Source organism: Vreelandella halophila (genome assembly GCF_019903425.1).
Classification (GTDB): Bacteria; Pseudomonadota; Gammaproteobacteria; order Pseudomonadales; family Oleiphilaceae; genus Halospina; species Halospina halophila.
Map to the genome: position 1 here is coordinate 96,378 of NZ_JACHUZ010000013.1, position 13,266 is coordinate 109,643.

At 63.3% G+C, this 13,266-nt stretch carries 12 protein-coding genes; 5 read left to right on the forward strand and 7 right to left on the reverse strand.

Going from position 1 to position 13,266, the window contains the following annotated elements:
• Positions 1–11: 11 nt before the first annotated feature.
• Entirely contained in the window at positions 12–623 is a 612-nt protein-coding gene (locus H4I92_RS04700; RefSeq protein ID WP_077529510.1) for a 5-formyltetrahydrofolate cyclo-ligase, read from the forward strand.
• A gap of 1 nt (position 624) precedes the next feature.
• Here H4I92_RS04700 and H4I92_RS04705 read toward each other — a convergent pair whose 3' ends face one another.
• The 5 genes from H4I92_RS04705 to H4I92_RS04725 form a co-directional block, all read right to left on the reverse strand.
• On the reverse strand, positions 625–795 hold the full coding sequence (locus H4I92_RS04705; protein WP_179105625.1) for a hypothetical protein: 171 nt from the start codon (positions 793–795) through the stop codon (positions 625–627).
• A 173-nt stretch (positions 796–968) separates the two neighbouring features.
• Positions 969–2,486, reverse strand: coding sequence for a threonine ammonia-lyase, biosynthetic (gene ilvA, locus H4I92_RS04710; RefSeq protein WP_077529511.1), 1,518 nt, complete (start codon positions 2,484–2,486; stop codon positions 969–971).
• Positions 2,487–2,568: 82 nt separating this feature from the next.
• Positions 2,569–2,895: a c-type cytochrome gene (locus tag H4I92_RS04715; RefSeq protein ID WP_077529512.1), complete on the reverse strand. Its 327-nt coding sequence runs from the start codon at positions 2,893–2,895 to the stop codon at positions 2,569–2,571.
• Positions 2,896–2,981: 86 nt separating this feature from the next.
• Positions 2,982–3,956 (reverse strand): sigma-54 interaction domain-containing protein, encoded by a 975-nt coding sequence (locus tag H4I92_RS04720; RefSeq protein WP_077529513.1) that lies wholly within the window; start codon positions 3,954–3,956, stop codon positions 2,982–2,984.
• Positions 3,957–4,004: 48 nt separating this feature from the next.
• Positions 4,005–4,685: a sulfite exporter TauE/SafE family protein gene (locus tag H4I92_RS04725; protein WP_077529514.1), complete on the reverse strand. Its 681-nt coding sequence runs from the start codon at positions 4,683–4,685 to the stop codon at positions 4,005–4,007.
• A gap of 237 nt (positions 4,686–4,922) precedes the next feature.
• Between H4I92_RS04725 and H4I92_RS04730 the strand changes: the two genes are divergently transcribed.
• The gene (locus H4I92_RS04730; RefSeq protein ID WP_218668144.1) at positions 4,923–6,896 is read left to right on the forward strand and encodes a TonB-dependent copper receptor; all 1,974 of its coding nucleotides are present in this window, start codon (positions 4,923–4,925) and stop codon (positions 6,894–6,896) included.
• 107 nt (positions 6,897–7,003) lie between these two features.
• Positions 7,004–7,675, forward strand: coding sequence for a ribose-5-phosphate isomerase RpiA (gene rpiA / locus H4I92_RS04735; protein ID WP_077529515.1), 672 nt, complete (start codon positions 7,004–7,006; stop codon positions 7,673–7,675).
• Here the strand turns inward: rpiA and H4I92_RS04740 are convergent, their stop codons facing one another.
• Positions 7,676–8,824 (reverse strand): acyl-CoA dehydrogenase family protein, encoded by a 1,149-nt coding sequence (locus tag H4I92_RS04740; protein ID WP_077529516.1) that lies wholly within the window; start codon positions 8,822–8,824, stop codon positions 7,676–7,678. It abuts the gene before it with no gap.
• A gap of 171 nt (positions 8,825–8,995) precedes the next feature.
• Between H4I92_RS04740 and ppa the strand changes: the two genes are divergently transcribed.
• A complete protein-coding gene (gene ppa, locus H4I92_RS04745) occupies positions 8,996–9,520 on the forward strand; it encodes an inorganic diphosphatase (protein WP_077529517.1) in 525 nt (174 codons plus the stop codon).
• A gap of 28 nt (positions 9,521–9,548) precedes the next feature.
• Here ppa and H4I92_RS04750 read toward each other — a convergent pair whose 3' ends face one another.
• Positions 9,549–11,510, reverse strand: coding sequence for an EAL domain-containing protein (locus H4I92_RS04750; RefSeq protein ID WP_077529518.1), 1,962 nt, complete (start codon positions 11,508–11,510; stop codon positions 9,549–9,551).
• A gap of 59 nt (positions 11,511–11,569) precedes the next feature.
• Between H4I92_RS04750 and H4I92_RS04755 the strand changes: the two genes are divergently transcribed.
• A complete protein-coding gene (locus H4I92_RS04755; RefSeq protein WP_245800847.1) occupies positions 11,570–13,234 on the forward strand; it encodes a diguanylate cyclase in 1,665 nt (554 codons plus the stop codon).
• Positions 13,235–13,266 lie beyond the last annotated feature (32 nt).

Genomic DNA, 13,266 nt, shown 5'->3' on the forward strand with positions numbered 1-13,266 from the left:
GCCAGAATTCCATGACGAACCATCAAGCAACCCGAAAACAGCTTCGCAGGAAACTGCGCGAACGCCGGCGTGCGCTCAGCCCGCAGCAGCAGAAACGCGCATCGCGCAGGCTCTGCCGCAATCTCCTGGCCAGCCGCGAGCTCCGGGATGCCCGCAGCATCGCCCTTTACTGGCCCAATGACGGCGAGATTGACCCGCGCCCACTGCAGGCAGCGGTGGAACGCATGAACAAGCGCTGCTACCTGCCCGTGCTGCACCCGATACTGGGCAACCGTCTCTGGTTCCTGCGCCTGGACCGCAATACGCCCATGAGGCGCAACCGATTCGGCATACCGGAACCCAGCCTGCGCCGAGCTGCATCAAAGCCGGCCTGGGCACTGGATGTGGTTCTGATGCCGCTGGTGGGCTTTACCGCGGAAGGGGACAGGCTGGGAATGGGGGGCGGTTTCTATGATCGGACCTTTGCGTTCCTGGGCCAGCCCGACCGCCACAGTCCGAAGCTGATCGGGCTGGCTCACGAAAGCCAGCGGGTCGATACGATGCCGACCGCCAGCTGGGATATTCCCATGGACGCGATTGTGACGGATCAGGGGTATTACCCGGTAAGCGACCGGAGCGCCTGACTCAGTTGATGGCGCGGCCTGAGGCCCCCTGATGGGTCAGGGTCGCCTCCTGGGCAGCGCCGGAAGTCAGCCTGGGCTCATCGGATGCGGCCAGTGAGGTCAGGCCACTGACCAAGAGCCCAGTAGCAAACACCACTACCAGAACGCGGATAACATCGGGTCGGCGGTTCATTGTCGGTCGTCTCCTGCCAGCTGTTCTTTTTTCTTATTGGATTTTCAACAATACCCGCGAAACAGGAATCTGGGCCTGTTTCTTCGGAAAGTGGCAAAGAGTCTAGCAGTAAAACCCTTTTTTACAATTCATAAACGCTTCCACATTATTATGACTTTGTAAGATTGTGCAATCTACTGCCCGAGAAACAGACGATAGGCTGGATCATCACCGATCTCTTCATATTCAAACCCGATTTCATCCAGCATGACCCGGAAGTCATCCAGCTCCTCATCCTCAACCTGCGCTCCCATCAGGATACGGCTGTAGGCGGCCCCGTGATTGCGGTAATGGAACATCGAGATGTTCCACCGGCTGCCCAGTGACATCAGGAAGGTGATCAGCGCCCCCGGACGCTCGGGGAAAGTGAACTGGAAGACCTTTTCATTGGTCACCGAGGGCGCGTGCCCGCCGACCATGTGCCGGATGTGCTGCTTCGCCAGATCGTTGTCCGTCAGGTCCAGTACCGGATAGCCCAGATCCCCGAGCTCCGTCACCACCTCGTTCCGGCCAAGTCCGCCTGACTGGATCTGGACCCCCACAAAGATATGGGCTTCGTCCGCCGAGGAATAGCGGTAGTTGAACTCGGTGATATTGCGCTTGCGCAGGGCCTGGATGAACTTGCGGAAGCTGCCAGGCTCCTCCGGAATGGTCACCGCCAGGATGGCCTCGCGCTGCTCGCCCACTTCCGTGCGCTCCGAAATATAGCGCAGCCGGTCAAAATTCATGTTGGCGCCGCTGAGGATGCCGATCATGTTCTCATCCTCCAGCCCCTGGCGCTGGACGTACTTCTTGAGCCCCGCCACGGAGAGCGCCCCTGCCGGCTCCTGGATGGAACGGGTATCCTCGAACACATCCTTGATCGCGGCACAGATCTCGTCGGTCGTGACGGTGACCACCTCGTCCACGTGATCCTTACACACATCCCAGGTGTGGCGGCCGATCTGTTTCACCGCCACACCATCGGCAAAGATCCCGACCTGGGGCAGCGTCACGCGCCGACCCGCCTTCAGAGCCTCGGAAAGGCAGGCGGAATCTTCGGGCTCTACTCCAATCACCCGCGTCTCCGGGCGCAGGTACTTGATGTAGGCCGCCATGCCCGCGATAAGGCCGCCCCCACCGACCGGAATGAACACCGCGTGTATCGGCTTGGTGAACTGCCAGAGCAGCTCCATGGCGACGGTGCCCTGGCCGGCGATGGTGTCCGGGTCATCATAGGGGTGGATATAGGTATAGCCATGCTTCTCGATCTGTTCCTGAGCATAGGCGGCGGCCTCGTCGAAGGCGTCACCAATCAGCACCACCTCGGCGCCATGATTGCGCACGGAGTTCACCTTGATCTCCGGCGTGGTCCGCGGCATGACGATGGTTGCATGGATACCCAGCTGGGTGGCCGCCAGCGCCACACCCTGGGCATGGTTGCCCGCGGAGGCGGCGATGACCCCGCACGCCTTCTGCGCATCCGAGAGCTGACTGATCTTATTGTAGGCCCCACGCAGCTTGAAGGAGAAAACCGGCTGCAGATCCTCGCGCTTGAAGAAGATGTTGTTGCCAAAGCGGCGGGTCAGGTTACGCGCATGGGTCACGGGCGATTCGATCGCTACGTCGTAGACGCGTGCGTCCAGGATCTTGCGGATATATCGGTCGGGCATGGTGAGGCTCTCTCTGGTCAGACAGCCTCACAGTGTAAGAAGTATACGGGCATCCCGTCCACGCGCGATGGCCGTCTGTTGATCACTCGATTGCTTCGCCGAGCATGTAGTCAACCGCCGCTTTCATCTCGGACTCAGAACAATCGCCGCAGGTCCCCTTGGGCGGCATGCCCTTGAAGCCGTTGATGGAATTCTCATAGAGACCTTCACGGCCACGCTCGTCCACACGGCTCTGCCACTCATCGGCCGCATCCAGCTTGGGCGCACCTGCAGCACCGATCTTGTGGCAGGTACTGCAGTAGTTGTTGTAGATTTCCTCACCGGAACGCTCCTGGGCCATGCCGGTACTGGCCGCACCCAGAGCCAAGACAGCGCCGAGGGCCGCGATCGGTTTGATCATTATCTTCATGGGAACTCCTTCGTTGTCATCGTGCAAATGCAGCTGTCACTGTTTTACACCGTACAGGGCTCAGCCGGCAAACACATTGACCTCCCTCAATCCGAGCTGTGGATCAGACCATGCTTCCTCAGCCGGTAGAGAAAGGTGTCACGGGTTACGCCAACCAGCGCCGCAGCTCTGGTCCGGTTACCACCGGAGCGGCTGAGCGCCTGCCGGATGAGATCCGCTTCCACGTCCTCAAGTCTAACGCCCTCGGGCGGCAGATACACGCCCAGGTGCTGCTCTGACACACAGCTATCAGCCAGCCACTCATCCGGAAGATCCGCAGCCCCCAGCAAACGCCCCGGCATCAGAACCACACAGCGCTCAACCAGATTCCTCAGCTCCCGTACATTGCCCGGCCAGGCGTGCCTGGCAAGCCGGGTGAGGGCGCTCTGAGCAAACGTCGGCGGGCTGACGCCATGCGTCTTCGCGAGCTCCAGGCGAAAACGCTCAAGCAGTATCCGGACATCCCCGTCGCGTTCCCTGAGAGGGGGCAGCGTCAGCGGAATCACATTGAGCCGATAGAAAAGATCCGAGCGGAACCGTCCCTGGGCCGCCAGGGCGGAAAGGTCCTGATGGGTCGCCGCAATGATCCGTACATCGAGCGTCTCAGCTCTGCCGGAGCCAAGGCGCTGGCACTCGCCCTGCTCCAGGAAGCGCAGCAGCTTAGCCTGCCCCGCCAACGTGAGTTCGGCGATCTCATCGAGAAACAGCGTGCCGTTCTGGGCCTGATGGACATAGCCCGGCGCATTGCGGTCCGCACCGGTGAAAGCGCCCTTCCAGTAACCGAACAGCTCCGCCTCAACCAGCTCGGAAGGCAGAGCGGCACAGTTGACAGGAATCCAGGGCCCCGCATGCCGACTGCTGGCCTGGTGCATACCGCGCGCCAGCAGCTCCTTGCCAGTGCCGCTCTCACCGGTCACCAGCGCCGTTGCATCCGTGGCCGCAACCAGCGCCGCCGAGCGCAGCACGGCCTGCAGAGCCGGCGACTCACCACCAAGCAGGGTAAAAGCATCACTGCTGAACATGATCACGGCTCCTGCGTTCACCCATCCAAATCCACTCCAATACCGCGGTTACTGCCCGGGTGCCAGAGCAAGCGGCACCAGGGCCAGCGCAATGATCGCAACACCCGCCACCTGACGGAACAGCGGACTGGCCATGACCCGCCGCGTCCGGTCGGCCATGATGCCCACCAGCAGCAGCGTGGGCACCGTTCCCAGGCCGAAGAACAGCATGACCCCTGCGCCCTGCCAGGCCGAACCGGTACTCAGACTGTAGACCAGCGCCGAATAGACCAGCCCACAGGGCAGCCAGCCCCAGACCACCCCGAAACCGAACGCCTGGGGCAGCGAGCGCACCGGCAGCAGCCTGCGCCCCAGGGGCTCCAGCCAGCGCCACAGCGGTCGCCCCATGGACTCGATCCAGGCGAAGCGCGAGAACCAGCCACCAATATGGAGCCCCAGCGCGACCAGGAACACGGGCCCCACGGTGCGCATGACCAGCGCGCTGCCACCACCGGCTACGCTCTGGAACACACCGGCACCTCCCGCCACCAGGGCGCCGGCCAGCATGTAGCTGCTGATCCGCCCCAGGTGGTAATGCAGGCTGAACACAAGAAACAGCCACCGCCGGGCCCGGATGCCGGGCGCCAGGCTGTAGGTGAGCGCGCCCACGATGCCGCCGCACATGCCAATACAGTGCGTACTGCTGACCAGTCCCAGAAGGAATGCTGTCAGCCAATCCGTCCACCCCATCCTACAAAGCTCCCACGATCGTGGACTTAAGGAATATCAATCGCTGTGTGAAATCACACAGCCAGCAGGGGATTTCACACAGCGACCACCCCGGGCACTGAGCGGCTCTCCACCCACCCCCTCGAAAACGCCCGAATGACGCGGGCTGGAGCCACACCACCGCACACCATGAACCTGGCCCGCATCCTGCTAAGGGAGCCCGGATCCATGACCATCAGGGACATCAGGGAGTACCGGATGATACACAAGCCTTACTGGCGGCGCACCACACCCGTCCTGACCGCCACCCTCTTGGCCGGAACCACACCGGCACTGGCCCAGACCATGGCTCTGGAGCCCCTTGTGGTAACCACCTCCTCAATGGACACCCCCTACGAGGTGACCTCGGACCCGAGAAAACCCCACGCCTCCCTGCCGGCGCAGGACGGCGGTGCCTACCTGGAATCGGTGACCGGTTTCAACGTCAGCCGTAAGGGCGGAACCAGTGGTGAACCAGTCCTGAGAGGCCTTGGCGGCTCCCGGCTCAACATCTCCGCCAGCGGCGGTGCCATCCCCGGAGGCTGCCCCAGCCGCATGGACCCGCCCACCGCCTACATCTTTCCCCAGTCCTATGACCGCATCGAGATCACCAAAGGGCCCCAGAGCGTCCGTTACGGCCCGGCCACCGCCGGCAGCGTGCGCTTTGAGCGTGACGCCCCGGACTTCAACCGGGCCACCACCCGCGGCTTTGCCAGCTTCACCGCCGGCAGCCATGCCCGCAACGACATGGCCACGGACATCACCACCGGCGACGACAGTGGCTATGCCCGCTTCATCGGCACCCTCTCCTCCCAGGACGACTACAAGGATGGCGGTGGCAAGACCGTCCACTCCGAGCACGAGCGCTGGAGCACCAGTGCCATCGCCGGCTGGACGCCCGGCGACGATACCGAGGTCGAGCTCAGCTATGATCGCAGCAACGCCGAGGCCGCCTACGATGATCGGGGCATGGATGGCACTGACTTCGACCGCACCAGCTACCGGCTCTCAGCCACGCAAGAGAACCTGACCTCCTGGCTGACCCGGGTGGAAGCGACCGCCTACTACAACGACGTGGACCATGTCATGGATAATTTCCGTCTCAGGGATCCTGGGCAGATGGCCATGGCGCGCATCGTGGAACGCACCACCCTGGGCGGGCGCCTTGCCGCCGACATGGCACTGTTCTCTGGTATGGATGTCCATGCCGGAATGGATTTCGCCACCAATGAACACGCGGACAGCGGTCCGCTCATGGGAATGGGAAACCCGCTGGCAGGCGCCCGCTTCCGGAATGCCCCGACACCGGACACGGCCGAGTTCTCGGACTTGGGTGTCTTTGCGGACATGGAGCAGCCGATCAGCGACACCTCCTGGTTGACCCTGGGCCTGCGCGGTGACTATCAGGAGGCGGAGGCGCTGGAAGCCGGTTTCGGGGGCGCGGACCAGGATGAATCCGATCACCGCACCCAGTGGAGTGGCTTCGGCCGTTACGAGCTCGCCCTTCAGGACCTGCCTGTGACCCTGTACACCGGCCTGGGCCGCTCCGAGCGCGCGCCGGATTTCTGGGAGCGGGAGCGGGATTTCGGCATTGGCAACGAAACCCTGACCCAGGCGGATGCCGGGCTCACCATTGACCACCGGCGTGTCCAGGGCACCGTTGCCGTGTTCTACGGCTGGTATGACGACTACATCCTGATCACCGATCAGGGGGAGAACGCACGCAATGTGGATGCCGTCACCCGTGGCCTGGAGGCGGACGTCACGGTCACCCTGACACCGTCTCTGAGCCTGAGCTCCAGCCTGGCCTGGACTCGCAGCACCAATGACACCGACAACGAGCCACTGGCACAGACACCGCCCCTTGAGGGCACGCTTGGCCTCAACTACGAACAGGCTGGCTACTCCATCGGCATGCAGTGGCGCGGGGTTGCCCGCCAGGATCGGGTAGATGAGGGCAACGGCACCATCTACAGCCTGGACACCCGGGAAACCCCAGGCTTCGCCACCCTCTCCCTCCACGGTGGCATGCAGCTGTTTGAGCGCACCCGCCTGAGCGCCGGCATCGACAATGTCTTTAACCGGGAGTACGCGGAACACATCCAGGAGGGCACTGCGGACCTTGGGGCCAGCAGCGAACCGATCAACGAACCTGGCCGCATCCTGTGGGCCAACCTTACAACCGAGTTCTGACGCCTCTCGGTGAGCCGGGCGCCCGGCTCGCTCCCGGGCCGTTCCTGATGGCCTCCTGAACCCGTATACTGGGCCCCCAGTACCGAACAACGGAGAGGCAGCTCCCTATGAGCCAGGACAGCCACAAACAGGAGGCGGCCCGGGCCGCGCTCAAGCACGTGCTTCCGGAACTGACCCCACGCAGCATTCTGGGGATCGGCACCGGCAGTACCGTCAACTTCTTCATCGACGCCCTGGCCGCGGAAAAGGACCAGTTCGACGGCGCCGTCGCCAGCTCCGAAGCCACGGCCGAGCGCCTCAGGCAGCACGGGATTCCCGTCTATGATCTGAATGCAGTGGAACCACCCCGCTTCTACATCGATGGGGCGGATGAAGCCAACCATCGCCTGGAGCTGATCAAGGGTGGCGGCGGCGCGCTGACCCGGGAAAAGATCCTGGCGGCCGCTGCCGAGACCTTCCTCTGCATCATCGACGAGACCAAACAGGTGGACATACTCGGCAATTTCCCCCTGCCGGTGGAGGTCATCTCCATGGCCCGCAGCTACGTGGGGCGAGAGCTGGTCAAGCTGGGCGGCGACCCGGAGTACCGCCCCAACTTCACCACCGACAACGGCAATATCATCTTGGACGTGCACCACCTGGACCTGAGCCGCCCCATCAAGGCCGAGGAAGCCATCAACCAGATCACCGGCGTGGTCACCAACGGCCTTTTCGCCAAGCGCCCGGCGGACCGGCTGTTCGTGGCCACCAGCTCCGGTGTCAGCGAGAAGGGGCGCTGATCACAGCCCCATCTGCCTGGCAATCAGCTCCTTCATGATCTCCGTGGTGCCGCCGCCGATGGCCAGGATGCGGGCATCCCGGGCCAGACGCTCCACGCCGGCTTCGCGCATGTAGCCCATGCCGCCGTGGAGCTGAACCGCTTCCCGGGTAACTTCCTCTGCCACCTCCGCGGTAAAATTCTTGGCCATGGCCACTTCCTTCACCGGCGCCTTGCCGGCATCCATGAGGGCCGCGCAGTGATAGGTGTACTGGGTGGCCAGTTCCACACGTGTGGCCATATCGACCAGCTTGTGGCGGGTCACCTGGAAGCCGCTGATGGTGCGCCCGAACGCCTCACGCTCCCGGCTGTAGTCCATGGCCTTCTCCAGCGCCAGGCGCGCGGTCATCGCCCCCATGATGCACAGCATCAGCCGCTCCTGGAGGAAATTGGTCATGATCACCATGAACCCGCCGTTCTCCTGACCGATCAGGTTTTCCGCCGGCACTCTGACATCCTCAAAGAACAGCTCCGCCGTGTCACTGGCCCACCAGCCGGTTTTCTTCAGCATGCGCCCACGCGAGAACCCGGGCGTATCACGCTCGACCAGCAGCATGCTGATGCCGTTGTGGCCGGCTTCGCCCGTGCGCACGGCCACGGTGTAGTAATCCGCCCGGTGGCCACTGGTGATGAAGGTCTTGCTGCCATTGATCCGGTAGTGGTCACCGTCCCTTTCTGCTCGGGTCCGGAGACTGGCCACATCGGAGCCGCCACCAGGCTCGGTAATCGCCAGCGCCGCCACCGCGTCGCCCCGCAGCACTTCTGGCACCACCCGTTCGCGCATGGCCTTCGGCCCCCACTTCACAATGGGTGGCAGGGCAATGTCATGGGAACCCAGCCCCGCAACCAGGCCCCCGGAGGTGCTGCGCATCAGCGCCTCACTCACCGCAACCTTGAGAAACAGGTCCCCTTCTCCGGTTCCGCCCAGCGCCTCGGGGTAACCGACCCCCAGCAGGCCGGCATCGGCCGCCTTGCGGTAAAGCTCACGTGGAAACTCCCCCGCCTCCTCCCATTCATCAATATGCGGCAGCACTTCCCGCTCCACAAAGCGCTGCGCCGTCTGCCGGGCCTGTTCATGGGTTTCGTTGAAACAGTGTGTCGAGGTTTGCATGAATGCCTTCCTTCAGCGGTCAGGACCGTAGTGAACAGCCCGAGTGTGCCGCAACCGCTGATACCAAGCAAGCGCTTGGTCGTGTTCTGATTTTTATCCAGCGCGATCCACGCGTATAATTCCGGCCTGTTTCATGAAGCCTTCATTCATCCACAGAGAAAGGACACCGTCATGAACTTTGACAAGATCCCGCCCGGCAAGAACCCGCCGGAAGACATCTTCGTTGCCATCGAGATCCCGGCCAACGCCCAGCCGATCAAGTACGAAATCGACAAGGACATGGACGCTGTCCTCGTGGATCGCTTCATGGCCACACCCATGTTCTACCCCGCCAACTACGGCTTCATCCCCAACACCCTGGCGGACGATGATGATCCGCTGGACGCCCTGGTGGTCACGCCCTATCCGGTCATGCCCGGCTCCATCATCCGCTGCCGCCCTGTTGGCGTGCTGAACATGGAAGATGAGGAAGGCGAGGACGCCAAGCTGGTCTGCGTGCCGCACGACAAGCTGACCACGGCTTACAAGGACGTGCAGGACGTTGAAGACCTGCCGGAGCTGCTGAAGGACCAGATCAAGCACTTCTTCGAGAACTACAAGGATCTTGAAGCCGGCAAGTGGGTCAAGGTACGCAACTGGGACAACGCTGAAGCCGCCCGTAACGCGGTGGACGAAGCGGTCAAGGCAGCGGGCTGAGGCCGTTACCGGGCGGCTTTCCGCCCGGTCACCCTCCTTCCTCCGGCTCCTGCGGCCGGGAAAAATAGAAGCCCATCACCCCGTCCACCGGCAGCTCACGCACCACGGACCACTCGCCCTCAACCTCCACGCCACTGACAAAGACACGGATCCCCTGAGCACGCAGAACCGGCGCAATATTGGACAGGAAAAAGCGTGCCTCACGGCGTTGATGAAGGTCGCGGATGTATTCCCGGCTGATGCGTACAGCCTGTATGGCATAGCGCCCCAGATACCCGAAACTGACACCACCAGAGCCGAAATGGTCCACCATCAGTCCCGCCCCGACCCGGGAGGCTGTATCCGCCAGTAGTGCCACGGCGGTCGGCTGAACACGCAGGGCGCGCTCGGGGACCACCAGCCAGAGGCCGCGCACCTGATCCCCGGCCGCTTCGAGCCGCATGGCCAGCCAGTGCATGAAGCTGTCATCGACCAGCGATGCCAGACCCACCGACACGGCCACACTGCTGTCCGGCGTGACCCTTTCACCGGAGAGCACCCGCTCGATGACCAAGCGATCAAAAGCAGGCGTCCGGCCCGAGCGCTCAAGATGGGGCAGGAAATGCGCCGCCGCCTCCCAGCGCCCCGCCAGCTTCAGCCGACCCAGCGCCTGGGTCATCAGCACGCTGCCATCCATGTCATGCAGCGCCTGCCATGCCAGGGCCATATCCCCCGAAGCCAGCGCGGCATCAATGGCCTCCAGCCAGTCGCCCGCACCTTTCACCGGGGCGGCCAGTGCATGCCCCCAGCAGAGCAGGGGTTCCCCGCTGGCCGCTGCCGTTGCCAGACCCTGGTCGGCGCGGGCCAGCAGCGCGCCCACATCCAGCTCCAGTTCCACCCGGGTCACGCCGGCCTGGAAAACACCCTGGTCGGGTACGCTGCAGGTGCTGTAGCGCGTTGAGAGCTGCTCCACCAGTTCCTGGAGCCAGGCATCGGCCTCCACCGGCTCGACGCCGGTGATGCAGACCAGCAGATCCGCGCCCTGCCCCCGGGCGGTCATCACACCCTCGTGATGGGATTCAAAGTCCAGCAATGCCGCACCGCACTCCGCCAGAACCGTATTCCCCCGGGCCCGCCCATGGCGTTCATTGAACGACTGGAACCCGCGCGGACGGAAAACGGCAACCACGCCACCAGCCGCGGATTCCCGGGAATGGAGCTCCGCCGCCAGCGCCTGATCGAAGGCCTCACGGGTGCGCAGCCCGGTTACCGGGTCCCGGCGGTTGCGATGTTCCAGCTCGCTGATCAGGCCAATCTGGCGCTCGAAGGTCTCCCCCAGGTTCCGGGCCATGCTGTTAAGCGCCCGGGCAACACGGCCCAGTTCCCGGGAGCGGGGAGGATCGGTGCGGGCTGTGAAATCATTCGCCTCCAGCGCCTGCGCCTGATTCTCCATCTGGCGCAACGGCGCCAGTAGACGCCCGGCACACCGCCAGACCAGCCACAGGCTCACCACCAGAAGCGCGCCGCTCCAGGCAAGACCCACCAGGAAGCTGTGCCACAGGCGTACCAGAGCGGGCACAGGGTCGGCGTGGACCTGCACGCTGCCCGCTGGCTCCCAGCCATCCACCACAGCGGCTTCACCCAGTGGCGAAGGCAGGTCGGCCCACCAGCGGAACCATTCCGGTACCGGCGGCGGGCCCGTCTCCACTTCGCGGCTGTGGCGCAGACTGCCGTCTGCCCGCACCAGCTCGATACGGGTATAGGCGCCGCTGTCAAACACCGTATCCACCAGCCGCCGCACCTGGCCCTCGCGCTCCAGGACGGAAACCGCCACGCCCAGTGCCGTCGCCGCATCCTGGGTCTGGATACGGAGCTCATCCTCCAGATAGGCCCCAAAGCGGCTGGCACTGAACCAGGTCCCCGCCAGCAGCACCACCGTCAGCAGCACTCCGATGAAGATTACGAGGAGCACGCGCAGGCTGTACCCGGTGTCATCGGCTCGATACATCATGATTTTCCGAAAGGGCAGAAAAGCGTCAGATTGGCACAGATCCTGACGAAACGACTATAGTGAGTGCACAGAATGTGACGAAGCACACCAATAACAAGCCCACGGCCATGACAGACACCAGCTCCCAACAGGAGAAGCTGCGCCAGCATTTCGCCCGCCGCGTGACCACCCAGGCACGGGTGGTTCTCGAGACCTGGCAGAAGTTCCTGGAAACCGGCGAACCGCCGCCCGGTCTGCGTGAGGACCTGATGGTCACCACGGAGAAGCTGATCAAATACGCCCGCCGGTTCGAGATGACGGATCACGAGGCGGCCGGTGACAGCATCCGGACGGCGCTCGACATCTGGCCCGAAGGCCGCCCACTCAACACCGAGATCCGGGAAAGCCTGCAGCGGGGCATGGATCAGCTTTCACGCTGCACCCTGAGGCGCTCGGACCAGAATGAGGACGAGACACCCCGGACCTGGCTGCGGACGCCCATCTATCTCGCGTTCAACGACAACGATTATGCCCAGCGCATCATCCGACAGATGGAATTCTTCGGGTTCCACGCCGCCGCCTTCGTAACCCCGAGCGAGCTGGAAGCGGAATGTGCACGCAACAAACCCGAAACCATCGTGATCGACGTGGACTTTGGTGGGGGCGAGGCAACCGCCGGAATCGCCACCATGGAGCGTATTCAGGAACGCCATGAAACCCCCATCCCCGTGCTCTACATGAGCCGCGAGGACGGCTCCATTGAGACCCGGCTGAGGGCAGTGCGTTCCGGCGGCGAAGAATTCTTCTACCAGGCACTGGATCCGGGCCAGCTGATCGAGAAGATCGAGCACTACTCCTACGCCCATCCACCTGAACCCTACCGGGTGCTGGTAGTGGACGACTCGAAAGCCCAGGCCAAGTACATCGAGAACGTACTCCAGAAAGCCGGCATGCGTTCGCGCGTGCTGACCGACCCCATGGAGGTCATTGATGCTCTGGAGGAATTCTCACCGGAAATCATCATCCTGGACATGTACATGCCGGGCTGCACCGGCACGGAGCTGGCCAAGGTTATCCGCCAGCAGGACCACCTCCACAGCGTGCCCATCATCTACCTCTCCGCCGAGGAAGATGTCTCCAAGCAGCTGCATGCCATGAGCATGGGCGGCGATGACTTCCTGACCAAACCCATTGATGCCAAGCACCTGGTGGCGACCCTGCACAACCGGGGCCGGCGGGCACGCTCGCTGCTGGCGCTGATGATCCGCGACAGCCTCACGGGCCTGTACAACCACACGCACACCCTGAGCCTGCTCGAATCCGAGATCAGCCGGGCACACCAGAGCGGCCAGCCGCTGACCTTCGTCATGCTGGATCTCGATCACTTCAAGAAGATCAACGATACCTACGGCCACCCCATCGGCGACCGGATCCTCAAGAGTCTGTCCCTGTTCCTCAAGCAGCGCCTGCGCAAGACCGACCACATCGGACGCTACGGCGGCGAGGAGTTCGCGATTGTGCTGCCGGACACCCGTGAGGAGGATGCGCTGGGCGTCATGAACGAGATCCGCGAGAAGTTCAGCCAGCTGCGCCAGCCGGCCGCGGGCACAGACTTCCATGTGACGTTCTCCTGTGGCGTGGCCCAGTGGCAGGGCGAATCCCCCCAAGAGCTGTGCGAGCGCGCCGACACCCTGCTCTACCGTGCCAAAAACGAGGGACGCAACCAGGTCGTTGCAGGAGATTGATTTTTCGTATCACCGCTATTGATCTACGGCTA

Coding starts and splice junctions, on each gene's coding strand:
- H4I92_RS04700 (WP_077529510.1), top strand. CDS start 12: ATGACGAACCATCAAGCAACCCGAAAACAGCTTCGCAGGAAACTGCGC.
- H4I92_RS04705 (WP_179105625.1), bottom strand. CDS start 795: ATGAACCGCCGACCCGATGTTATCCGCGTTCTGGTAGTGGTGTTTGCT.
- ilvA (WP_077529511.1), bottom strand. CDS start 2,486: ATGCCCGACCGATATATCCGCAAGATCCTGGACGCACGCGTCTACGAC.
- H4I92_RS04715 (WP_077529512.1), bottom strand. CDS start 2,895: ATGAAGATAATGATCAAACCGATCGCGGCCCTCGGCGCTGTCTTGGCT.
- H4I92_RS04720 (WP_077529513.1), bottom strand. CDS start 3,956: ATGTTCAGCAGTGATGCTTTTACCCTGCTTGGTGGTGAGTCGCCGGCT.
- H4I92_RS04725 (WP_077529514.1), bottom strand. CDS start 4,685: ATGGGGTGGACGGATTGGCTGACAGCATTCCTTCTGGGACTGGTCAGC.
- H4I92_RS04730 (WP_218668144.1), top strand. CDS start 4,923: ATGATACACAAGCCTTACTGGCGGCGCACCACACCCGTCCTGACCGCC.
- rpiA (WP_077529515.1), top strand. CDS start 7,004: ATGAGCCAGGACAGCCACAAACAGGAGGCGGCCCGGGCCGCGCTCAAG.
- H4I92_RS04740 (WP_077529516.1), bottom strand. CDS start 8,824: ATGCAAACCTCGACACACTGTTTCAACGAAACCCATGAACAGGCCCGG.
- ppa (WP_077529517.1), top strand. CDS start 8,996: ATGAACTTTGACAAGATCCCGCCCGGCAAGAACCCGCCGGAAGACATC.
- H4I92_RS04750 (WP_077529518.1), bottom strand. CDS start 11,510: ATGATGTATCGAGCCGATGACACCGGGTACAGCCTGCGCGTGCTCCTC.